The following is a 22,541-nucleotide window of genomic DNA, read 5'->3' as shown; positions in this document are numbered from 1 at the left end:
GCTTCAGCCCCGCATCAGGGCTTCGATCTCGTCGGCGGCAACGGGGACGCCGCGGGTGATCAGTTCGCAGCCGGATTCGGTCACGACGGCATCGTCCTCGATGCGGATGCCGATGTCCCAGAACCGCTCGGGCACGTCGGCCGCGGGGCGGACGTAGATGCCCGGCTCGATGGTGAGCACCATGCCCGGCCGCAGCTCGCGCCATGGGCGGGGCTCGTCCGCGGACGCCGCCGCGCCCGGTTCGCGGTAGTCGCCCACGTCGTGCACGTCCATGCCCAGCCAGTGGCCGGTACGGTGCATGTAGAAGCGGGTGTACTGCTGGGATTCCAGTACGCCGTCCAGCGTGCCGGTCAGCAGGCCCTCGTCGATCATGCCCTGGGCCAGCACGCGGACCGCCGCGTCGTGGCCCTCGTTCCAGCGCGCGCCGGGACGGGTCAGGGCGGCGGCAGCGTTCTGCGCTTCCTGCACCAGGTCGTACAGCGCGCGCTGCGGTCCGCTGAAGCGGCCGTTGACGGGGAAGGTACGGGTGATGTCCGACGCATAGCCATCCAGTTCGCAGCCGGCGTCGATCAGCAGCAGGTCGCCGTCCTTGAGCTCGGCGTCGCCGGCGCGGTAGTGCAGCACGCAGGCGTTGTGGCCGGTGGCGACGATGGAGTTGTAGGCGACCGACTGCGAGCCGTGGCGGCGGAATTCGTGCAGCAGTTCGGCCTCGATCTCGTATTCGCGCAGGCCCGGGCGCGACGCTCGCATGGCGCGCACGTGGGCGCCTGCGGAAATGGCGCCGGCCCGGCGCATGGTTTCGATCTCGAAGGCGTCCTTGACCAGGCGCATTTCCGCCAGGATGGCCCGCAGGTCGTAGCTGCTGGCGGGCGCGGTGGCGCCGGACCGGCCCATGGCGCGCACCCGCTCCAGCCATCCGCGCAGGTGGGTGTCGAACAGGCGGTCGCTGCCCATGGGCACGAACAGCGCGGGCTGGTCGGCGATGAGCTTGGGCAGTTCGTCGGCCAGCGCCTCGACCGGCAGCGCGCGGTCGAAGCCGAACTGCTCGGCGGCCGCGTCCGGGCCGACCCGGTAGCCGTCCCAGATCTCGCGTTCCAGGTTCTTGCTGCGGCAGAACAGGATGCTGCGGTCTTGCGCACCCGCGATCAGGACCAGCCAGGCCTCGGGTTCGGGAAAGCCGGTCAGGTAGAAGAAATCGCTGTCGAAGCGGAACGGGAATTCGGCGTCGCGGTTGCGGACGAGCTCGCGCGAGGTGGGCAGGATCGCGATGCCGCCGCCTCGGGCGCGCATGACGTCCAGCACGCGGCGGCGGCGCGCGGCGAAGGGGGAGAGGTCCTGGGCGGGAATGCTCATGGCGATGGATCCGTGCGCGGGAATGACCAGGGTTTATTGTAGGCTGGCATCGAGGTCGGCCAGGCGCTGCGGCGTGCCCACGTCGGTCCAGCGCCCCCGGTGGTGCATGCCGCCGACCTGGCCGCGGGCCATGGCGGCGCGCAGCAGGGGCGCCAGCCTGGCCGGCTCGCCCGCCGGCAGGCCGGCGAACAAGGCCGGCTGGTAGACGCCGATGCCGGCGAAGGTCAGCCGCGGATCGCCGTCCCGGACCAGGCCGCAGGACGCCAGGTGGAAATCGCCGGTGGGATGGTGGGCGGGATTGTCGACCAGTACCAGCCAGGCCAGGCGGTCCTGCCGCGACAGGTCGCCGGCGGCGGCCTGTGCCAGGGCGGGATCCCAATCGGTCCAGATGTCGCCGTTGATCACCAGGAAGGGCTCGTCGCCCAGCAGGGGCAGAGCCTGGCGGATGCCGCCGGCCGTTTCCAGCGCGGTGGCCTCGGCCGAATGGCGCACGCGCACGCCCCAGCGCGAGCCGTCGCCCAGCGCTTCCTCGATGCGCGCGCCCAGCCAGGCATGATTGACGACGATGTCGCGCAGTCCCGCGCGCGCCAGCCGTTCGATGTGCCAGACGATCAAGGGCTTGCCGCCGGCCGGCAGCAGCGGCTTGGGGGTGGTGTCGGTCAGCGGCCGCATGCGTTCGCCGCGTCCGGCCGCCAGGATCATGGCACGCATCAGAACGTGTACCCGGTGTCGGGAGTCCGCCCGTCCAGCTTGTCCAGCAGCTTGATCAGCGGCTTGAAGGCCAGGTAGCGGCCGGCGACCTGCCGCACGTAGGTGTTCACGCGCGGCATGTGGTCCAGGTAGCCGAGCTTGCCGTCGCGGTGGGCCAGGCGGGAGAAGACGCCCAGGATGCGCAGGTTGCGCTGCAGTCCCATCCATTCGTAGGCCCGATGGAAATCGGCGAAGTCGGCTGCCACCGGCAGGCCGGCCTTGCGCGCCATTTCCCAGTACCGGATGCCCCAGTCGAGCTGCTGCGGCTCGTCCCAGGTGGTGCGGGCGTCGGTCAGCACCGAGGCGAGGTCGTAGGTGATGGGGCCCACGACCGCGTCCTGGAAGTCGATGACGCCGGGATTGGGGCCGTAGTCGGGGCCGCCCGCCGGCAGGTCGGTCAGCATCAGGTTGGGCGAGTGGTAGTCGCGGTGCACCAGCACGAAGGGCTGGGCCAGATTGGCATCGATCAGCGTCTGGAACACGGCGTCGAGCGCGGTCCGGTCGGCCGCGTCCAGGGGCAGGCCGCGGTAGCGCGCGGCGTACCAGTCGGGAAACAGCTCGAGTTCGGTTGCCAGGCGGGCCTTGTCATAGCGCACCAGGCCGGTGGTTGCGCTTTGTTGCAACTTCACCAGCGCCGCCAGCGCGTCCATGTAGATGCGGTGGGTATCGTGCGGGGTCGGCGTGCCGCGCAGGTAATCGACGTAGGTCGTGCGCCCCAGGTCGGACAGCAGCAGGAAGCCCTGGCCCAGGTCCTGCGCCAGCACGCGCGGCACGTGCACCCCGGCGTCGTGCAGCAGTCCGGCCACGTGCAGGAAGGGACGGCAGTCTTCCTTGTCGGGCGGGGCGTCCATCACGACCGCGGTGCCCGGGCCCATGGCGACCCGGAAATACCGCCGGAAGCTGGCGTCGCTGGAGGCGGGCTGGAGGCTGGACGGGTCGAGTTCGAGCTCGGGGGGAAGGCTGGACAGCCAGGCGGCGGCCTGGGCTCGCCGGGGGTCGGCGCCGGCCTGGCCGGCGGCTTGATCGGGGATGGCATTCATGCCTCCTATAATACCGACCGATATCGGTTCCCGGAACGAACCGGCCCCTTTTCGGCGGGGTCCGGCGCCCCCGGCGAAAGCCGGCGGGCCGCTATCTTTTTTTACCGCGCGCGGCCGCCGGCTCGCGTATTCTTCGACTTTCCGTTTTTTCATTCCTCGAGGCCCGTGCGATTGATCCGGTGGTTCAGCCTGTTTGCAGCATTTGCGGTAGCGCCGCTGGCCTATGCGCAAGACGGTCCGTCCGAGTCCCCGGCCGGTGCCGGGTCGGTATCCGGCCCCGGCCTGCGCCTGTCGCCGGGCCTGCGCGAACATACCTATGATCCCGACCAGTTGCCGGTGTTCATGCAGGCCGACACGCTCACGGCCGAGGACCAGGACAAGCTCAGGCTGGAAGGCAATGCGCAGGTGCGGCGCCAGGACATCATCCTGAAGGGCGACGCCATCGAGTACGACCAGGTCGAGGACGAACTGGACGCGCTGGGCAACGTACGGCTGATCCGCGACGGCAACCTGCTGACCGGCCCCAGGCTCAAGCTCAACATGAGCAGCGGCACGGGCGAGATCGACAACGCCCGGTTCTTCTTCGGCCTCAATGGCGGCAGCGGTTCGGCCGAGCGCATCCGCATGCTGGGGCAGAACCGGGTCCGCGCCGACAGGGTGCGCTATTCGGGATGCGCGTGCGAGACGCCTGACTGGGAGCTTCGCGCCCGGCGGGCCGACTTCGACTATGACGCCGGCACCGGGGTGGGCTACGGCGGGGTGCTCTATTTCAAGAACGTCCCCATCCTGGCTTCGCCCATTATTTCCTTCCCGCTGAACAACGAGCGCAAGTCGGGCTTCCTGTCGCCCACGTTCGGCCTGACCAGCAAGAGCGGTCCGGAATTCTCGATTCCGTACTACTTCAACATCGCGCCCAACCGCGACGCCACGTTGACGCCCAAGTTCATGACCCGCCGCGGGCTGCAGCTGTCGGGCGAGTTCCGCTACCTGGAGCCTTCGTTCAGCGGGGTGACGCGGCTGAGCTACCTGCCCGACGACCGGGTCGCGCAGCGCGACCGCTATCTGTTCAGTTCGCAGCACCGGCAGCAACTGACGCCCAACCTGGGTTTCAACTGGAACGTCTCCAAGGCCTCGGACGACGCCTATTTCCGCGACCTGTCCGTGCTGGGCACGGGCCTGGCCTCGACCGCGACGCTGGAGCGCTCGTTCTCGCTGAACTGGCAGCAGGGATACTGGGAAGCCTATGGCCGCGTGATCAGCTACCAGACCTTGCAGGATCCGCTGGCGCCCATCGTGCCGCCGTACGGCCGCGAGCCGCAACTGCACCTGACCGGCCAGCGCTACGACTGGAACGGTTTCGACGTGCGCATGGACGCCGACGCCACGCGCTTTCGCAGCAATACGCTGGTGAACGGTTCGCGCGCCTATGCGTATCCGTCGGTGTCGTACCCCATCATCCGGCCGGGCGGTTTCTTCATTCCCAAGATCGGCATCCATTCCACCCGCTACAACACCGATTCCTACCAGGGCGCGGCGTCCTACACCGCGAACCGGACGGTGCCCATCATGTCGCTGGACACCGGGCTGATCTTCGAGCGCGACAGCACGCTGCTCGGCAAGGAAGCCCGCCAGACCCTGGAGCCGCGCCTGTACTACCTGCGGGTGCCGTACCGCAACCAGTCGAACCTGCCCATCTACGACACGGCGCTGGCCGACTTCAACTTCGCCCAGATCTTCTCCGAGAACCTTTACTCGGGCTGGGACCGGATCGCCGAGGCCAACCAGCTGACCGCGGCGCTGACCACGCGCTGGCTCGATCCCAAGACCGGCGTGGAGCGCGCGCGCATCATGGGCGCCCAGCGGCTGTACTTCAGCGACCAGCGGGTCACGCTGCCGGGCGAGGAGCCCAGTTCCGACGGCCGTTCCGATTTCCTGGTGTCGGTCTATGGCGCGCTGACGTCCACGCTCAGCGGCGAGACGACGGTGCAATACAATCCCAAGATCGAGCGGGTGACCCGGTCCACGATCGGCGCGCGATGGAGCCCGCAACGCCTCAGCACGATATCGCTGGCCTACCGCTACAAGCGGGAGACGATCAGCGTGCCGGGGCAGGAGTTGATCGACATCGCCTTCCAGTGGCCGCTCGCGCCCCGCTGGTTCGGCATCGGGCGCATCAACTATTCGCTGCTCGAGAACCGGATCGCCGAGGCGGTGGCCGGCATCGAATACAACGGCGGGTGCTGCTGGGCTTTCCGCCTGGTCGGCCAGCGCTACGCGGTGGCCAAGGACAACGCCACGACCGCGATGTTCTTCCAGCTCGAGCTGACCGGATTCGGCGGCATCGGGGCGAGCCCGATGACGACGCTGCGCCGGAGCATCCCGGGTTATCAGGTAATCAACCCGCCGCCTGAGAAAGGGACGGTGTTCGAAAGGTACGAATGATGGTTTCCAAGGTATTGCCCAGAATGACGAAAGCGGCCCACGGCGTCGCCCTTTGCTGCCTGGCCGCTTTGGCGGGCGGTTCGGCGGTGGCCCAGGGGCTGCGCATGCCCGGCGACCTCGGCGGCTCGCCGGGCGGCAACGGTCCCACCCTGCTCGGACCTCAATCCGCGCCGCCCGCCAGCCAGGCTCCCGCGGCCCCGGCGGCTCCCGCCGCGCAGGCGCCGCGCAGCACGAACGGTTCGCGCATCCAGATGGGCGACAACATCGTCGCGGTGGTCAACACCGACGTCATCACCCGCCGCGAACTCGATGCCCGCGTGCACGCCGCCCAGGCCACGCTGGCGCGCCAGCAGATCGCGCCGCCGGACGCGGCCACGCTCGAGCGGCAGGTCCTCGAACGCATGGTCGTCGAGAAGACCCAGTTGCAGGAAGCGGCGCAGACCGGCATCCGCATCGACGACCTGCAACTGGACCGCGCCATCAGCCGCATCGCCCAGCAGAACAACGTGTCCGTGTCGCAGATGCGCGACCAGATCGAACGCGACGGGCTGCCGTTCTCGGTCTATCGCGAAGACCTGCGGCAGGAGATCACGCTGCTGCGCTTGCGCGAACGGGCGGTGGACAGCCAGATCCAGATCTCGGAACCCGAGATCGATGCCTATCTGTCCGAGCAGCACGAAGCCGCGCCTTCCGACCTGACGCTGGCGCAGATCCTGGTGCGCGTGCCCGAGGGCAGCTCGTCGGACATGGTGGCGCGCCTGCGCCGCAAGGCGGAGACCCTGCTCCAGCAGGCGCGCGGCGGCGCCGACTTCGCCCAGTTGGCGGCGTCGTCCTCGGATGGCGAAGAGGCCCTGCGCGGCGGCGATCTCGGTTCCCGTCCCGCCGACCGCTGGCCGTCGATGTTCGTCGACGCGGTGGCGCAATTGAGCCCCGGCGGCATCAGCGAGATCATCCAGAGCGGCAACGGCTTCCACATCATCAAGCTGGTCGACCGCAAGTCGTCCGGCGGCGGCACGGGCGGCGCGATGCCGGTGCGGCAGACCCATGCCCGCCACATCCTGATCCGGCCCACCGAGGTGCTGACCGCCGAGCAGGCGCGCGAGCGGCTGGTGAACATCCGCCAGCGCATCGTGCAGGGTGGGGCGAACTTCGCCGACATGGCCCGCCAGTATTCCAACGATTCGTCGGCGCCACAGGGCGGCGACCTGGGCTGGCTGTCGCCCCAGGAAACCGTGCCGGAGTTCGAGCGCGCCATGGACGCGCTGCAGCCCGGCCAGGTGAGCGAGCCCGTGCAGTCGCCGTTCGGCTGGCACCTGATCCAGGTCGTCGAGCGCCGCACGCAGGACGTCGGCCGCGAACGGCAGCGGGCCGAGGCGCGCCAGACGCTGTTCCAGCGCAAGCTGGACCAGGCGTACGAAGACTGGGCGCGGCAGTTGCGGGACAAGGCCTATGTCGAAATGAGACTGAATCCCCCCCCTACGCCCTGACGGGCGCCCCCCAGGGGGCGGCACTGGCGGACCGGCGGAGCCGGATCCGCGGTGCCCTGGGGTACTACCCGGCGGGTGGGGGACGGCGTCTTGGGCGCCGTTTTTTGTTTTTTTGTGATGGCCGGTCGTTGGGCTGGCGGATGAGTGAGATGAGTGCGATGCGCAGGCTGGTCTTGACGACCGGCGAACCGGCGGGGATCGGGCCTGAGTTGTCGGTCGCGGCCGCGGCGTGGTTCGCGGGCGAGCGCGGGGCGGGGCGGGTGCCGGCGGACGTGGAGCTGGTGCTGGTGGGCGATCGCGATCTGCTCGCGCAGCGCGGCGGGCGGGATGCCGCGGCGTTGGCGGAGGTGGCGGTGCATCATGTGCCGCTGCGCGTGCCCTCCGAGCCGGGCAGGCTGGCGGTGGCTAATGGGCGCTACGTGCTCGACACGCTGGATGCGGCCATCGCCATGGTGGCCGATGGCCGGGCGCAGGCCATCGTTACCGCGCCGGTCCACAAGGGCGTGATCAACGATGCCGGCGTGGCCTTCTCGGGGCATACCGAATATCTGCAGGAGCGGGCGGGCGTCGACAAGGTCGTCATGATGCTGGCCGGCGGCGGCCTGCGGGTGGCGCTGGCGACTACGCACCTGCCGCTGCGGGCGGTGCCCGATGCGGTCACCGCGCAGACGCTGGACCAGGTCCTGCGCATCCTGGACGCCGACCTGCGCCGGCGCTTCGGGCTGGCGAACCCGCGCATCGCCGTGTGCGGCCTGAATCCGCACGCCGGCGAAGGCGGCCACCTGGGGCGTGAAGAAATCGAGGTCATCGAACCTGCCATCGCGCGCGCCCGCGCCGCGGGTATCGACGCGCGCGGGCCGCTGCCCGCCGATACGCTGTTCGTGCCCGCGCACGTCGCGCAGTTCGACGCGGCCCTGGCCATGTTCCATGACCAGGGCCTGCCCGTGCTCAAGCACGCGAGTTTCGGGCACGGCGTCAACATCACCCTGGGCCTGCCCTATGTGCGGACCTCGGTGGACCATGGCACCGCGCTGGACCTGGCGGGAACGGGCAAGGCCGATCCCGGCAGTTTGCAGGAGGCCATCGTCACGGCCCTCCAGATGATACGAGCGGGCGTCCAGGCCGCCGGCTCCGGAGTTTCCGCATGAAACATCAGGCGCGCAAGCGCTTCGGCCAGCACTTCCTGGTCGACGAAAGCATCACCGATTCCATCGTCCGCGCGGTGAACCCGCGCCGGTCCGACAACGTGGTCGAGATCGGTCCCGGCCTGTCGGCGCTGACCCGGCCGCTGCTGGACAGGCTCGATTGCCTGAAGGTCGTCGAGATCGACCGCGACCTGGCGGCGCGGCTGCGGGGGCAGTATCCGCCCGAGCGCCTGCAGGTGACCGAGGCCGACGTGCTGACGGTGGATTTCGCGCCGTTCGGCCAGGCGCTGCGCGTGGTGGGCAACCTGCCCTACAACATTTCCAGCCCGCTGCTGTTTCACCTGATGGCCTATGCCGACCAGGTGCGCGACCAGCATTTCATGCTGCAGCGGGAAGTCATCGACCGCATGGTGGCCCGGCCGGGCGATGCCGACTACGGGCGCCTGTCGGTCATGCTGCAGTCGCGCTACGACATGGAGAAGCTGTTCGACGTGCCGCCCGAGGCCTTCGATCCGCCGCCACGCGTGGTCTCGGCCGTCGTGCGCATGATCCCGCTGCCGGCCGACCGGCCGCGCGCGCGCAGCGAGGAAGCCCTGTCGGCCACCGTGGCCCGCGCGTTCGCCCAGCGCCGCAAGATGCTGCGGCGGGGGCTGGGCGACTGGGCGGGGCTGGTGCCCTGGGAACGACTGGGGATACCGGAAACCGCGCGCGCCGAGGCGTTGTCGGTGGCGCAGTTCATCGCGCTGGCCGACGTGCTGCACGAGGCCGGCGTGGTCTGATCGCGCCGCCATCCGGCGGCGCGGCGCGCTACTCGGGCTGGATGCCCGCCTTGGCGACGATGCCCCGGTAGGTGTCCACGCTGCTGGCCAGCAGCGACGCGAATGTCGCCGGCGAAGGATGCGCCTCGACCTCGAAGCCCGCGGTCTCCAGGCGCTCCTGCAGGTCCGGCGAGGCCAGGGCGTCTTCGATGCCGCCGCGCAGTTTCTCGACCACGGCGGGCGGCATGCCCGCCGGGCCGAGCAGTCCCACCCAGGTGTCCGGCACGGCGAAGCCCGCCAGGCCCGCCTGGGCCAGCGTGGGGACCTCGGGCGCGGCCTTGGCGCGCTCGGCCTGCAGCACCCCCAGCAGACGCAGCTTGCCCGCCTTCACGTGCGGCAGGACGTTGGAAAGGACCAGGATGCCCACGGGCACCTGTCCTCCCACCACGTCGTTGAGCGCCGGCGCGCCACCCTTGTAGGGCACGTGGATCATGTCTATGCCGGTCGAGGCCTTGAGCAGTTCGCCGCCCAGTTGCTGGGATGAACCGACGCCCGATGTCCCGTACGAGAGCTTGCCCGGGCGCGCCTTGGCATAGGCCAGGAATTCCTTCAGGTCCTTCACGGGCAGCGCGGCGTTGACCACCATGGCCTGCGGCGCCGTGCCTATCATCGCCACCGGCGTGAAGTCCTTGACCGGATCGTAGGGGACGTTGCGCGAGAAGAATGGCAGCGTGTTGTGGGGCGGCCCGAGCTGCATCAGCAGCGTGTAGCCGTCCGGGGCGGCCCGCGCCACCAGTTCGGAGCCGATCATGCTGTTGGCGCCGGCGCGGTTGTCGACGATGAAGGTCTGCCCCAGCGCCTCGCCCAGCTTGTGGGCCACGGCCCGGGCCACGGTGTCGGCGGCGCCGCCCACCGCGAAAGGCACGACCACCCGGACCGGGCGGTCGGGATAGGTGCCGGCCAGGGCCGGCAGGGGCATCAGGCACAGGGCGGCCAGCGCCCGCCTCATCGGGTTCATGGTGTCTCCTTGATGTTCGTGGTCGCGGCCGCGCGAGAGGCGGCCGTCGCCGTGTCAGGCCGCGGGCGGGAAGCGCACGGAATAAGGAATGAATCCGATGCGGTTTTCGTTGACCCAGCGGGCCAGCTCATCGTGCCGGGGGAACCAGACGCCGGGATGGGCGGCGATGTAGCCCAGCACCTCGTCCAGCATCGCGCTGATCAGCGGCCGCCCGCCGAAGTGGCCATGCACGGTGATGTTGATGAACGCGTTGGGTTCCTTGCGATACAGGAAATCGAAGGTGTCCCGGTAGCACTGGAAGAAGTCGCGCGGGGCGGCGCGCAGCACGCGGTTGTCGGCGAAATCGCTGTGCGGGATGGCGACCATGCCGCCGTGCCGGGTCTGGATCTGGCAGGGCAGGTCCAGGTAGTTGTAGTCGCCATGCCAGAGCATGCCTTCCTCGGCCAGCAGGTCCGCCGTCCGTTCGGTGGTCGCGATGGTCGAGCTCAGCCATCCTTGGGGCCGCACCCCGGCGGTGCGATGCAGGATGTCCAGGCTCTTGCGGATCAGGGCGCGTTCCTCCGCTTCGTCCAGGCCGGGCAGCACCTCGTCCTGCGCGTAATTGTGGCCCGCCAGCTCGAAGCCCTGGCCGACGATGGCGTGGATGACCTCGGGAAACAGTTCGGCCACCCGCGCGTTGACGCAGAACGTGGCGGGCAGCCCGCGGTCGCGCGCCAGCCGCATCAGCCGGTAGGCGCCGGCCCGCGCGCCATATTCCGACCAGGTGATGCCGGCCAGGTCCTTCGCGCCCGGCTTGGGGGGACTCGTCATGGGCGAGTAGGGCGGGGCCTTGCCCTCGGACCAGCTTTCGACCAGGAAGGTCAGCGCCACGACGATGCGCGCGCCGCCCGGCCACATGGATGCGGGAGTGGACATGAAGTCTCCGGTTGACGTTGCCCACGGTCTTGCCGTGGCGATGCCGCCCACTATCCGTGCTTCCCGGGCTTTTAACAATTTTAATTTTTTTAATTAAAATTAAGACTTACTGGAAAACCGGCCACGTCCCCATGCCCGAGGCGTTCAAGATCCCCCAGCTTCGTCAGTTCGTCATCGCCGCCACGCGGCAAAGCCTGCGGGCCGCGGCCGAGGAAACCCACCGCACCCAGGCCGCGGTCACGCTGGCCATGCAGAACCTCGAGGCCCAGGTAGGCGGCAGCCTGTTCGAGCACGGGCACCAGGCCCGCCTTACGCCCCTGGGCGAGTCCGTGCTGCCGCTGCTGCGGGAGCTGGTGGCGCTGCACGACCGCGTGCAGAACGAGGTCGGCCTGCTGGCGTCGGGCGAGCAGGGGTCGATCGCCCTGGCCGTCATGCCGTCGCTGGCGGAGGAATGGCTGCCCCGGGTGCTGCGGCGGTTCGCCGCGGATCATCCCGGCGTCAGCCTGAAAATCGCCGACGTGTCCTCGCCGCAGGTCGGCCCCATGGTGGCCAGCGGCGAGGCCCAGCTCGGCATCGCCGGAGTGGGCGCGGACCTCGCGGGCCTGCGCTGCATACCCGTGGCCCAGGACACGTTCGGCGTCGTCTGCCGCCGCGACCATCCCATCGCCGGGCGCGGGAGACCGGTGCCCTGGCGGATCCTGGAAGGCGAACCCATCATCGAGAACACCACTTTCCATGCGCTGCGCGGGCATCGCGTGGCGGCGCTGCTCCAACGGCCCCACCTGGTCATCAAGAACCGGACGTCGCTGATCGCCGCCGTGAAGGCGGGCCTGGGAATTACCGTGCTGCCGACGCTGGCGCGGCCGGCGGTCGAGCACGACCTGGCGTTCGTGCCGTTGGCGGCGCCGCGCATCGAGCGCCGTGTCGGCGTGCTGCATGGCGAGGGCCGGTCGTTGTCGCCGGCGGCGGCGCACATGCTGGCGCTCATGCTCGATTCGCTGCGGGCCTTCGCGCAGGCCAAGGGCGCGCGGCCGATCGCCGCGCCGGCGGGTCAGCCGAAGAACCAGTAGCACACGCCTATGGCGGCCAGCACGCCGGCCAGGTCGGCCAGCAGCGCGCAGCCCACGGCATGCCGCGTGCGCTGGATGCCGACCGCGCCGAAGTACACGGCCACCACGTAGAAAGTGGTTTCGGTGCTGCCCTGTATGGTGGCCGACAGCAGCGCGGGGAAGCTGTCCACGCCGTGGTTCTGCATGGTCTCTATCATCAGCGCGCGGGCCGCGCTGCCGGAGAAAGGCTTGACCAGCGCGGTGGGCAGGGCGTCCACGAAACGGGTGTCGAAACCCAGCCACTGGATGGCCAGGCGCAGCCCGTCCAGCGCGAAGTCGAGCGCGCCCGAGGCCCGCAGCACGCCGATCGCGCACAGCATGGCGACCAGATAGGGCAGCAACCCCTTGGCCACGTCGAAGCCGTCCTTGGCGCCCTCGATGAAGCTTTCGTAGACGGGAACCTTGCGGATCGCGGCCACGACCAGGAAGAACAGGATCAGCGCGAACAGCGTCAGGTTGCCCAGCAGCGAGGACAGCGCGCCCAGCGCCGCCACCGAAAGCGTGGACAGGAAGGCCATGAAGCCGCCCAGCAGCAGCGCGGTGCCGCCCACCCAGGCCAGCACCACGGGATCCCAGACCCGCAGGCGCTGCACCGCGGCTACGCACAGGAAGCCGGCCAGCGTCGAGGCGCTGGTCGCCAGCAGGATGGGCAGGAACACCAGGGTGGGGTCGGCCGCGCCCTGCTGCGCGCGGTACATGAAGATGGTGACCGGCAGCAGCGTCAGCGACGAGGCGTTGAGGACCAGGAACAGGATCTGCGCGTTGCTGGCCGTGGTGCCGCTGGGGTTGAGCGTCTGCAGCGACTTCATCGCCCGCAGGCCGATGGGCGTGGCGGCGTTGTCCAGGCCCAGCACGTTGGCGGCGAAGTTCAGCGTGATCAGGCCGATGGCGGGATGGCCGCGCGGTACCTCGGGCATGAGCCGCGCGAACAGCGGTCCCAGGATCCGCGCCAGCGCGTCGACCAGCCCGGCCTGTTCGGCGATCTTCAGGAAACCCAGCCACAGCGCGATGGTGCCGAACAGCAGCACCATGACTTCCACCGAGAGCTTGGCCATCGCGAACAGCGAGGCGACCATGGCCTGGAAGACCGTCGGATCGTGGGCGATGCCCCAGCGCGCCAGGGCGGCGGCTGCCGCGGCGATGAAAAATCCCAGCCAGAGTTTGTTCAGCATGCGCGACAGGAGTAGAGGACAAGGCGCCGGCCTGGGAGGCGCGGCAAATCCCGCTGATTGTAGCGATTCGTCCGGCTGCCGGTCAGCGGCGGCGGGCGTAGGCCGCGGGCGTCATGCCGTTCCAGCGCCGGAAAGCGCGCGCGAACGCCTTGTCCGATTCGTAGCCCACGACGGCGGCGATGTCGTCCAGGGTCAGGGCGGGATCCTTGAGTTTCTCGGCGGCGACGGCCATGCGGTACGAGGCCAGGTACTGCATGGGCGTCATGCCCACCAGGTGCCGGAAGCGTTCGCTGAACACCGTGCGCGAGAGATGGCAGGCCGAGGCCAGCGTGGCCACGGTCCAGGGGCGCCCGGGATGGTCATGGATGGCCAGCATGGCGCGCGCGATGCCCTGGTCCGCCATGCCGCGCAGCATGCCGGCGCCCCGTTCGGCCGAGGCTCGCAGGTGTTCCCCCAGGATGTGCGCCAGCAACAGGTCGGCCATGCGGGCCGTCGCCAGCTGCCATCCCGGGGGCTGCAGCAGCGATTGGTCGACCAGCGACTCCATCGTCTGCGCCAGCGCGGCCGTCATCGGCGCCTCGCTCCGGCGGATCACGATCAGCCGGGGCAGGGTATCGACCAGCGTGCCCACGCCGCTCTCCGGCATCCACAGGTGGAGCGAGAACATGCCCGTGACCGCGCCGTCGCCGCCGTGCGAGAACACGATGGGCCGTTCGCCGTGGGCGCCGACCTGGTGCGCCGCGATCAGTGGCTGGAACGGACGCGCGGGCAGCCCGGGCGTGGACGAGATGGTATGCGTGTCGCCGTGGGGCAGCATCAGGATGTCGCCGGCCTCGATCCTTTGCGGTTCGTCCTGGCCGACGGCGATCCAGTAGGGAGTCCCGGTCGCCATCCTGATCAGCGCGCCTTCGACGCCATCCGATCGCAAGGCCCAGGGCGCGGACAGCGTGAAACGGGCCGTCACCGCGCGATCGGATCGCCAGTGGGCGAGCAGGCGGCTCAGAAGGTCTCCGGAAGCGTGCATGCGGAATCGGAAGTCGGGACGCGCCGCGTGGCGGATTTCCGGACGCTTGGTGCCCGGATCCGGCGTCTCGAGGGTTGAGGCGGGAGCCGGCGGCATCGACACTCATGGAATCGACACGGAGATTATCATGCCTCGAATCGACCACGCCCTGATCGTCGGCGCCGGCATCGCCGGTTGCTCGGCGGCGATCGCGCTCGCGCAGCAAGGCACGCGGGTGACCCTGGTGGAAAAGCAGCAGGCCTGGCAGTTCCAGAGCTCCGGGCTGTTCATCTACAGCAATGGCCTGCGGGCGTTGCGGGAAATCGGCGTGCTTGCGCAGATCCTGCAGGCGGGTTTTGCCGTGCCGGGCGGGCGCAACCGCTATTTCGGCCCGGACGGCTCGTTCATCGTCGAGACGGTCTATCCCTCGCCGGAGGGACTGCCTGCCATCCTCGGCATCAAGCGTGCCGAACTCCATCGCATCCTGGCCGGCCGCATCCAGGAGCTGGGCATCGCGCTCAAGCTCGGCACGACGCTGGCCAGCCTGTCGTCCGCCCAGGACGACGGTCCGGTGCGCGTGGTCCTGTCCGACGGCACGCGAGCCGCCTGCGACCTGGTCATCGGCGCCGACGGCATTCGATCCCAGGTACGGGCCGAGGCATTCCCGGAGCTGGCGCCGACCTATTCGGGCTTTGGCGTCTGGCGCAGCGTGCACGATCGTCCGCGGGAGCTCGACGCCAAGATCATGATGATGGGCACGGGCAAGCGCCTGGGCATCATGCCCATCAGCGACGAGAAGCTCTATCTGTTCGGCGTCATGCTCGAACCCCGGGACTGCTGGTACGAGCGCGCGGCGTGGCCGGCACTGATGCGCGAGCGCTTCGCCGAGTTCGGGGGGCCGGCGGCGCCCTTCCTGGATCAACTGGGCGAGGGGGCCGAGGTGCTGTACACCGGCGTGGAGGAGGTGATCGCGCCCTTGCCCTGGCACCGCGGGCGGGTGCTGCTGATCGGCGATGCCGCGCATGCCTCGACGCCCTTCATGGGGCAGGGCGGTGCGATGGCGCTCGAGGATGCGGTGGTGCTGGCCGAGTCGCTGGGGGCGGAAGGGACGCTGGATCAGGCCTTGCTGGCGTTCGGCCGCCGCCGCCATCCCATGTGCCGGCTGGTGCAGGAGGTCTCGCGGCAGGTGGGACAGGCGGGCGCGCTGGAGGACGCCGAAGGCTGCGCGCGCCGCGACGAGGCACTGCGACGGGAAGGGCAGGCGAAGGTGGACGGCTTCTTCGCCGAACTGGAGCGCCTGCGCACGGCGGGCCGATAGCGGCGCGCCGCGCGGCCGCGCGTCAGTCCTTGTGGGTGTTGGCCTGGATGAACTCGATCTTGTAGCCGTCCGGGTCCTCGACGAAGGCGATGACCGTGGAGCCGTGCTTCATGGGGCCGGCCTCGCGCGTGACCTTGCCGCCCAGTTCGCGCACCCGGTCACAGGCGGCATAGGCATCGTCGACCGCCACGGCGATGTGGCCGTAGCCGGTGCCCAGGTCGTACTTGTCCACGCCCCAGTTGTGCGTGAGTTCGATCACCGCGCCGTCCTTCTCGTCCTGGTAGCCGACGAAGGCCAGCGTGAACTTGCCGTCGGGATAGTCCTTGCTGCGCAGCAGGCGCATGCCCAGGACCTTGGTGTAGAAGTCGATCGAACGTTGCATGTCGCCGACCCGGAGCATGGTGTGGAGTAGTCGCATGGATGACCTCGCTAATCGTGGGAAGGGGAATCCGGCCCCTTAGTGTAAACAGGCCTAGTCGAACCGCGGCAGGCTGCCTGGATCGTGGCGCCGCAGGGCGTCGCGGGCGTTCTCGAAACCGGGCATCAGCTGGCCGACCTCGGCCCAGAATCCCGGGCCATGGTTCATCTCGCGCAGGTGCGCCAGCTCGTGCGCGATGACGTAGTCGATGATGTCGACCGGGAAATGGATCAGGCGCCAGTTCAGCAGGATGCTGCCCTCGCTGGTGCACGATCCCCAGCGCGTGGCGGCCGACGACAGGCGCCAGCGGCTGATGGAAAGCCCGGTGCGGGCCAGGAAGTCGCGCAGGCGGACGTCGAACAGGACGCGGGCACGGCCTTGCAGCCAGGCCTGGACGGTATCGCGGATGCGGGCCGCCGTCGCGTCGGGCGGCAGGCCCAGCCAAAGCACGTCGCCATCGGCCGGCGCGTCGAGGTCGGCGGTAGCCAGCCCGGTGTCGCGTTGCGCGTCCAGGCGCATGACGATGCGGCGGCCCAGGTAGGGCAGGTCGCCTCCTTCTTCCCAGCGCGTCTGGTTCAGTGCGAGCCGTTCCCGGCGCTGCTGCCACTCGTGCAGCTTGGACAGGATCCAGCGCGCCTTCTCGCGGACCGCGCCGTCGATTTCTGCCAGGCCGACCCAGCGCGGCGCCGTCACGCGCAGGCCGTCGTCGCCGATCAGGAAACCTATGGTGCGGCGGCGCGAGCGTTGCAGAACGAATCGTATCCGCTGTCCCTCGGCCACCACTTCGTGCCAGCGCGCGCCGGGCGGCAGCTGGATGGCCGGGGAGGCGGGCGCCGGCGCGGCGGGCGCGAGGACGGCGGGCGCGGCCGCCGCGGGCGCGGCCACGGCCTGGGGGGGAGGCTCGGCGAACAGGTCGAGCTGCGCGGACTGTGGAGCGGTCTCTCGCTGCGGAGCCGGAGGCGCGCCGGGATCGGTAGCGGGACGTGTGGCCATGGCGGTCAACCGGCGGCGCGTTCGGCGCCCCGGGCCTCCGGATAGCGCTCGGGGTTGAGCTGGCGCATCTCGGCTTCGATCCAGTCCTCGACGCGGCGGTTGATCTCGTCGGCGGTCAGGCCCTGCGGATCGATAGGCGGGCCGATGGAAACGGTGACCAGGCCGGGGCGCTTGACGAAGGCCTTGCGCGGCCAGCATTCGCCCGCGTTGTGGGCGATGGGCACCACCAGGGCGCCGGTTCGGGCGGCCAGGCGAGCGCCGCCGCTCTTGTACTTGCCTTTCTTGCCCGGAGCGATGCGGGTGCCTTCCGGGAACATCACCATCCAGCGGCCCGCGGCCAGGCGCTCGCGGCCCTGCGCCACCACCTGCTCGAAGGCGTCGCTGCCTTTCTTGCGGTCGATGGCGATCATGCGCAGCCCCGCCAGGCCCCAGCCGAAGAACGGCACCCAGTTCAGTTCGCGCTTGTACACGTAGCAGATCTCGCGCGGCATCCAGCCGGCCAGGAACATGGTTTCCCAGGTCGACTGGTGCTTGGGCAGCAGGATGGCCGGTTGATCGGGCAGGTTTTCCCAGCCCTTGACGCGCCACCGTATGCCGACGATCCAGCGGGCACCCCAGATCATCAGGCGCGGCCAGCCTATCGTGAGCCGGTAGCGCCACCGCAGGGGCAGCGGCAGCCACAGCACGCAGGCGATGGCGTAGGGAATGACCGTGGCGATGAAGAAAACCGAGAACAGCAGCGACCGGAGCCAGCGCATCAGTGCTCCTCGGCCTGGGCCGCGGCTTCGAGCGCGTCGGCCACCTCGCCCAGGTCGTTCCAGACCACGGTGCCGGCCGGCAATTGCCCCTTGGCGAGGGTCTTGGGGCCGTTGCCGGTCAGTACCAGCCAGGGCGTGCATCCCGCGGCCGCCGCGGCTTCCAGGTCGCGGGCCGAGTCGCCCACCGAGGGCACGCCGTGCAGGTCGGCCTCGAAGCGCCGGGCGATTTCGCGGTACAGGCCGGGCAGCGGCTTGCGGCAGTCGCAGCCTTCATCCGGCGCATGCGGACAGACGAAGATGGCGTCGATGGCGCCGCCATGCTTGGCCAGCGACGCCCGCAGCTTGGCGTGGATCGCGTTCAGCGTGGCCGCATCGAACAGGCCTCGGCCCAGGCCCGACTGGTTGGTGGCGACCACGACGCGATAGCCGGCCTGGTTGATCCGGGCGATGGCCTCGAGCGCGCCGGGCAGCGGAATCCACTCGTCCGGCGACTTCACGAAGTCGGGGCTGTCCTGGTTGATGACGCCGTCGCGGTCCAGGACCACCAGCTTGGGGCGGGCAGGAGTGGTGGGCATGTCAGGTATCCATGGTGTGGCACGATGCGCATCGCATGAAACGAGCGCGACTCGATCCGGGACGCAGCGGATCCGGCTTTGCCGGTCCGCCTGCGTCGCCCCCTGGGGGGCGCGCGTCAGCGCGTAGCGGGGGGCTCATCATGTCAGGCGGTTGCCAAACGGGACAGATCGGCCACGTGGTTCATCGTGCGATGCAGTTCGGCCAGCAGCGCCAGGCGGTTGGCCCGCACGGCGGGATCCTCGGCCATGACCATGACGTCGGCGAAGAAGGCGTCGACCGGTTCGCGGGCCTGCGACAGCACCGTCAGGGCGCCGCCGAAGTCGCCCTGCGCGAACTTGCCTTCGGCCTGCGGCCGCAGCGTGCGCACGGCCTGCGCCAGCGCCTGTTCGGCCGGCTCCTTGAGCAGGGCTTCGTCGACCGCGCCGGGTTCGCCCTCGACCTTCTTGAGCAGGTTGCCGATGCGCTTGTTGGCGGCCGCCAGCGCGGCGGCCTCGGGCAGCGCCGAGAAGGCGACCACCGCGCGCACCCGCGCCGGCACCTGGGCCAGCGGCGGCGTCACGGCGACCACGGCATCGACCGCGGCACGGTCGAACTGGCCGGCCAGCTGGTTGCGGTAGCGTTCGAACACGAAGGCGCGGACCTCGTCGATCTGGGCCGCCGTGGGCGGCGTGGCGAAGGTTTCCGCCGCCCGCGCCAGCAGGCCGTCCAGCGTGAGTCCGCTGCCGTCGGCGGGCAGGCGCCCACCCGCATCGAGCTGCTCGAACGCGCTGATCAGTCCCAGCGCCGCGCGGCGCAGGCCGTAGGGGTCCTTGTCGCCGGTGGGCACCAGGCCGATGCTCCAGATGCCCAGCAGCGTTTCCGCGCGTTCGGCCACGAACAGCGCGGCCGCCGTGGCGCCGTCGGCGTCGACGGGCCGGTCCAGCCGGATGCGGTACTGCTGGCGGATGGCTTCGACCACGTCGGGGGCTTCGCCGTCCGCCGCCGCGTAGTAGGCGCCCATGACGCCCTGCAGTTCCGGGAACTCGCCCACCATGCCGGTGACGAGATCGGCCTTGGCCAGCAGGGCGGCGCGGTCCGCGCGTTCGGGGTCGGCGCCGATCGCGCCGGCCACCCAGCGCGCCAGCGCGCGCACGCGCTGCGCGCGTTCGAGCTGGGTGCCGAGCTTGTTGTGATAGACGACGGTGGCGAGTTGCTCGACCCGCTGGGCCAGGGGCACCTTCTTGTCGGTCTCGAAGAAGAAGCGCGCGTCGGCCAAGCGCGGCCGCACGACCCGCTGGTTGCCTTCGACGATGTTGGACGGGTTGGCCAGCGCCATGTTGCTGACGATCAGGAAGCGATGCGTCAGCTTGCCGGTGGCGGCGTCGAACAGCGGGAAGTACTTCTGGTTCAGCCGCATCGTCAGGATCAGGCATTCCTGGGGCACGGCAAGGAATTCGGATTCGAACTCGCCCACGTAGACCGTGGGGTACTCGACCAGCGCGCATACCTCGTCCAGCAGCGAGGCCACGTCGGCCTCGTCGCCCAGCGACGACTGCAGGCGCTCGGCCTGGTCGCGCAGCTGGCGCTCGATGGCGGCGCGACGCTGTTCGAACGAGGCGATCACGCGGCCCGGCTCGTGCAGCAGCGCCTCGTAGGCGTCGGCCGAGGGCAGTTCGATCGTCGCCTGCGACTGGAAGCGGTGGCCGCGCGTGTTGCGGCCGGCGCGCAGGCCCAGCGCGGAGATGTCGACCACCGTGTCGCCGTGCAGCGCGACCAGGCCGTGCGCGGGGCGCACGAAGCGGACGGTGGTGACGCCGTCGGCCAACTGGTAGCTCATGACCTTGGGGATGGGCAGCTTGCCCAGCGTATCTTCCAGCGCCGCCTGCAAGGCGGGCGCCAGCGCCGCGCCCTTGGCGATGCCGCGGTACACGAGCTGTTCGTTCTTGCCGTCCGACTCACGCGCCAGCCCGGAGACGTCCACGCCTTCCAGGCCCTTGGACGCGAGCTTCTTCAGCAGCGCGGGCGTGGGCTGGCCGTTGGCGTCCAGCCCCACGCTCACGGGCATGAGCTTTTCGGAGAACTCGCTGTCGGCCCCTTGCGGCAGCACGGCCGACAGGCGCACGGCCAGCCGCCGCGGCGTGGCATAGGCGGTGGCGGTGCTGCCCTCGGCCAACAGGCCCCGGCTCTTCAGGCCGGCGGCGATGCCTTCGGCGAAGGCCTGTCCCAGGCGGTTGAGCGCCTTGGGCGGGAGTTCCTCGGTGAACAGTTCCAGCAGGAGGGGTTGAGCGGCCGGCATTTACGCGGCCTCCTTGCGTGCAAGCATGGGAAAGCCCAGTCGTTCTCGTGATTCGTAGTACGCCTGCGCGATGGCGCGCGACAGGTTGCGGATGCGGCCGATGTAGGCGGCGCGCTCGGTGACGCTGATGGCGCCGCGGGCATCGAGCAGGTTGAAGGTGTGGGCCGCCTTGAGCACCATCTCGTAGGCCGGCAGCGCCAGCGGCACTTCCACCAGGCGCTTGGCCTGGGCCTCGTAGTCGTTGAAATGGCGGAACAGGGTCTCGGCCGACGAATGCTCGAAGTTGTAGGTGGACTGCTCGACTTCGTTCTGGTGGTAGACGTCGCCGTAGGTGACGCGCGTGCCGTCCGGCGCTTCGGTCCAGACCAGGTCGTATACGCTTTCCACGCCTTGCAGGTACATGGCCAGGCGCTCCAGGCCATACGTGATCTCGCCCATGATGGGCTTGCAGTCGATGCCGCCGACCTGCTGGAAATAGGTGAACTGCGTCACTTCCATGCCGTTGAGCCAGACCTCCCAGCCCAGGCCCCAGGCGCCCAGCGTGGGGTTTTCCCAGTCGTCCTCGACGAAGCGGATGTCGTGTTCCTGGGGATCGATGCCCAGCGCCTGCAGCGAACCGATGTACAGGTCGAGGATGTTCGGGGGCGAGGGCTTGAGCACCACCTGGTACTGGTAGTAGTGCTGCAGGCGGTTGGGGTTCTCGCCATAGCGGCCGTCCTTGGGGCGGCGCGAGGGCTGGACGTAGGCCGCGCGCCAGGGCTCGGGGCCGAGCGCCCGCAGGAAGGTGGCGGTGTGCGACGTGCCGGCACCGACTTCCATGTCGTAGGACTGCAGGAGGGCGCAGCCTTGCTGGCTCCAGTATTCCTGGAGTCGGAGAATGATTTGTTGAAATGTCAGCATGGTGTTGGAGTAGATGCGGCCGCGGGCGGCCTTGCGGCACGGCCAAACCCTGGATTTTAACTGGCCCGGGCGAAATACGGACGGACGGTGCCGCGGCGGGCTCAGTCCACGCGCCGGACCCGCAGCCAGCCCAGTACCGCCAGCAGGGCCGCGACGATGAACAGGATGGGCACGTTGCCGGTGCGGGCGTAAGGCGTGAGCCCCGTGGTGCCCTGCACCGTGGCGTCCAGCGCGCCGGCGGTGTGCGGCGCCAGTTCGCCCACCACCTGCGCCCGCTCGTCCACCACCGCCGTCATGCCGGTGTTGGTGGCGCGCAGCATGGGGCGACCGGTCTCGCGCACCCGCATGCGGGACATCTGCAGGTGCTGGGGCAGCGCCAGCGAATTGCCGAACCAGGCCAGGTTGCTGACGTTGGCGAGGATGGTGGCGCCCGGGTCGGCCGGCCCGGGCCGGACCGCGGGCAGCAGTTCCTCGCCGAACACGTCCTCGTAGCAGATGTTCATCGCGATGTACTGGCCGCCGATGTCGAACGGTTTCTGCCGTTCCCGGCCCCGGTCGAAGTCACCCAGCGGCATGACCATCTCGTCCACGAACCAGCGGAAGCCGGGCGGCACGAATTCGCCGAAGGGGACCAGATGGCGCTTGTCGTAGCGGTGCGCGACGCGGCCGGCGACCAGTTGTTCGGGCGAGCTGCGGCCATCCAGCGAGATGACGCTGTTGTAGTAGTAGTCGCGGTCGGGATGGATGTCGCGCATGGCCACGCCCAGCGCGAACGTGCCGCCCCGCAGCGCGGCGCTGTCCACCCATTCCTTCCAGGCCTCGGCGCTGAGCTGGTCCTGGAACACCGGCACGGCGGTCTCGGGCAGCAGCGTCAGGGCGATGGGCTTGCCGTCGGCCCGCGGGGGCTCGGCCAGGTCGCGGTGCCGGTCCATGCCCTGCCAGATCTGCGCCGGGTCGAACTTGTCGGACAGCGGGATATTGGCCTGGACCAGCCGGACGGTCAGCGGCGCGCCGTAGGGTTGCACCCAGTTCCAGGCGGCGCCCGCCATGCCGACGGCCAGCGCGGCCAGTGCCGCCGCGGGCGCGCGCCAGCCCGGGCGCAGCGCGGCCG

Annotated in this window: 20 protein-coding genes; 6 read left to right on the top strand and 14 right to left on the bottom strand. The window is 69.8% G+C overall.

The annotated features are described in order from the left end of the window. Positions 1-3: 3 nt before the first annotated feature. Genes CDO46_RS06260 through CDO46_RS06250 form a run of 3 tightly spaced genes read right to left on the bottom strand, consistent with a single transcriptional unit; the run spans position 4 to position 3,143 of the window. On the bottom strand, positions 4-1,353 hold the full coding sequence (locus tag CDO46_RS06260) for an aminopeptidase P N-terminal domain-containing protein (protein WP_087837705.1): 1,350 nt from the start codon (positions 1,351-1,353) through the stop codon (positions 4-6). A gap of 33 nt (positions 1,354-1,386) precedes the next feature. Then, positions 1,387-2,064, bottom strand: coding sequence for an N-acetylmuramate alpha-1-phosphate uridylyltransferase MurU (murU, locus tag CDO46_RS06255; RefSeq protein ID WP_087837704.1), 678 nt, complete (start codon positions 2,062-2,064; stop codon positions 1,387-1,389). Next, positions 2,064-3,143 carry an aminoglycoside phosphotransferase family protein gene (locus tag CDO46_RS06250; protein ID WP_087837703.1) on the bottom strand — a complete coding sequence of 360 codons (1,080 nt, stop codon included), beginning with the start codon at positions 3,141-3,143 and terminating at the stop codon, positions 2,064-2,066. The genes murU and CDO46_RS06250 overlap by 1 nt, the downstream gene beginning before the upstream one ends. A gap of 165 nt (positions 3,144-3,308) precedes the next feature. Here CDO46_RS06250 and CDO46_RS06245 point away from each other — a divergent pair, with 165 nt between their 5' ends. The 4 genes from CDO46_RS06245 to rsmA all read left to right on the top strand — a co-directional run bounded on the left by CDO46_RS06245 (position 3,309) and on the right by rsmA (position 8,996). Further along, on the top strand, positions 3,309-5,585 hold the full coding sequence (locus CDO46_RS06245; RefSeq protein ID WP_087837702.1) for an LPS-assembly protein LptD: 2,277 nt from the start codon (positions 3,309-3,311) through the stop codon (positions 5,583-5,585). Positions 5,586-5,608: 23 nt separating this feature from the next. Further along, positions 5,609-7,072, top strand: coding sequence for a peptidylprolyl isomerase (locus tag CDO46_RS06240; RefSeq protein ID WP_165963183.1), 1,464 nt, complete (start codon positions 5,609-5,611; stop codon positions 7,070-7,072). A 149-nt stretch (positions 7,073-7,221) separates the two neighbouring features. Next, positions 7,222-8,220, top strand: a complete 999-nt coding sequence (pdxA, locus tag CDO46_RS06235; RefSeq protein WP_087837700.1) for a 4-hydroxythreonine-4-phosphate dehydrogenase PdxA — start codon at positions 7,222-7,224, stop codon at positions 8,218-8,220. Next, positions 8,217-8,996, top strand: a complete 780-nt coding sequence (gene rsmA, locus CDO46_RS06230) for a 16S rRNA (adenine(1518)-N(6)/adenine(1519)-N(6))-dimethyltransferase RsmA (protein WP_087837699.1) — start codon at positions 8,217-8,219, stop codon at positions 8,994-8,996. Before pdxA ends, rsmA begins: the two co-directional genes overlap by 4 nt. Positions 8,997-9,024: 28 nt before the next feature. Here rsmA and CDO46_RS06225 read toward each other — a convergent pair whose 3' ends face one another. Together CDO46_RS06225 and CDO46_RS06220 are read right to left on the bottom strand one after the other, a co-directional pair. After that, positions 9,025-9,993: a tripartite tricarboxylate transporter substrate binding protein gene (locus CDO46_RS06225; RefSeq protein WP_087837698.1), complete on the bottom strand. Its 969-nt coding sequence runs from the start codon at positions 9,991-9,993 to the stop codon at positions 9,025-9,027. Between the two features lie 54 nt (positions 9,994-10,047). Then, positions 10,048-10,908: a polysaccharide deacetylase family protein gene (locus CDO46_RS06220; RefSeq protein ID WP_140416835.1), complete on the bottom strand. Its 861-nt coding sequence runs from the start codon at positions 10,906-10,908 to the stop codon at positions 10,048-10,050. Between the two features lie 131 nt (positions 10,909-11,039). Here CDO46_RS06220 and CDO46_RS06215 point away from each other — a divergent pair, with 131 nt between their 5' ends. Next, entirely contained in the window at positions 11,040-11,978 is a 939-nt protein-coding gene (locus CDO46_RS06215) for a LysR family transcriptional regulator (protein ID WP_087837696.1), read from the top strand. Here CDO46_RS06215 and CDO46_RS06210 read toward each other — a convergent pair. Together CDO46_RS06210 and CDO46_RS06205 are read right to left on the bottom strand one after the other, a co-directional pair. Continuing rightward, positions 11,960-13,189, bottom strand: a complete 1,230-nt coding sequence (locus tag CDO46_RS06210; protein ID WP_087837695.1) for a nucleoside recognition domain-containing protein — start codon at positions 13,187-13,189, stop codon at positions 11,960-11,962. The two genes, CDO46_RS06215 and CDO46_RS06210, sit on opposite strands and share 19 nt — an antisense overlap. A gap of 82 nt (positions 13,190-13,271) precedes the next feature. Beyond that, positions 13,272-14,213, bottom strand: a complete 942-nt coding sequence (locus CDO46_RS06205; protein ID WP_087837966.1) for an AraC family transcriptional regulator — start codon at positions 14,211-14,213, stop codon at positions 13,272-13,274. A gap of 127 nt (positions 14,214-14,340) precedes the next feature. Between CDO46_RS06205 and CDO46_RS06200 the strand changes: the two genes are divergently transcribed. Then, complete coding sequence (locus CDO46_RS06200) at positions 14,341-15,510, top strand: FAD-dependent oxidoreductase (RefSeq protein WP_087837694.1); 1,170 nt, start codon at positions 14,341-14,343, stop codon at positions 15,508-15,510. A 22-nt stretch (positions 15,511-15,532) separates the two neighbouring features. Here the strand turns inward: CDO46_RS06200 and gloA are convergent, their stop codons facing one another. The 7 genes from gloA to lnt all read right to left on the bottom strand — a co-directional run. After that, the gene (gene gloA / locus CDO46_RS06195; protein ID WP_087837693.1) at positions 15,533-15,928 is read right to left on the bottom strand and encodes a lactoylglutathione lyase; all 396 of its coding nucleotides are present in this window, start codon (positions 15,926-15,928) and stop codon (positions 15,533-15,535) included. Positions 15,929-15,982: 54 nt separating this feature from the next. Continuing rightward, positions 15,983-16,921 carry a M48 family metallopeptidase gene (locus tag CDO46_RS06190; protein WP_087837692.1) on the bottom strand — a complete coding sequence of 313 codons (939 nt, stop codon included), beginning with the start codon at positions 16,919-16,921 and terminating at the stop codon, positions 15,983-15,985. 5 nt (positions 16,922-16,926) lie between these two features. Further along, positions 16,927-17,679, bottom strand: coding sequence for a 1-acyl-sn-glycerol-3-phosphate acyltransferase (locus tag CDO46_RS06185; RefSeq protein WP_087837691.1), 753 nt, complete (start codon positions 17,677-17,679; stop codon positions 16,927-16,929). Continuing rightward, on the bottom strand, positions 17,679-18,254 hold the full coding sequence (gmhB, locus tag CDO46_RS06180; protein ID WP_087837690.1) for a D-glycero-beta-D-manno-heptose 1,7-bisphosphate 7-phosphatase: 576 nt from the start codon (positions 18,252-18,254) through the stop codon (positions 17,679-17,681). Before gmhB ends, CDO46_RS06185 begins: the two co-directional genes overlap by 1 nt. Positions 18,255-18,397: 143 nt before the next feature. Then, positions 18,398-20,530 (bottom strand): glycine--tRNA ligase subunit beta, encoded by a 2,133-nt coding sequence (gene glyS, locus CDO46_RS06175; protein ID WP_087837689.1) that lies wholly within the window; start codon positions 20,528-20,530, stop codon positions 18,398-18,400. Continuing rightward, complete coding sequence (gene glyQ / locus CDO46_RS06170) at positions 20,531-21,430, bottom strand: glycine--tRNA ligase subunit alpha (RefSeq protein WP_087837688.1); 900 nt, start codon at positions 21,428-21,430, stop codon at positions 20,531-20,533. Between the two features lie 101 nt (positions 21,431-21,531). Next, the coding region (lnt, locus tag CDO46_RS06165) for an apolipoprotein N-acyltransferase (RefSeq protein WP_087837687.1) at positions 21,532-22,541 on the bottom strand (1,010 nt) is incomplete at its 5' end.

This window comes from Pigmentiphaga sp. NML030171, from assembly GCF_002188635.1.
In the GTDB taxonomy this organism is placed as follows: domain Bacteria; phylum Pseudomonadota; class Gammaproteobacteria; order Burkholderiales; family Burkholderiaceae_B; genus Pigmentiphaga; species Pigmentiphaga daeguensis.
This window is presented reverse-complemented; position numbering and strand designations above follow the sequence as displayed.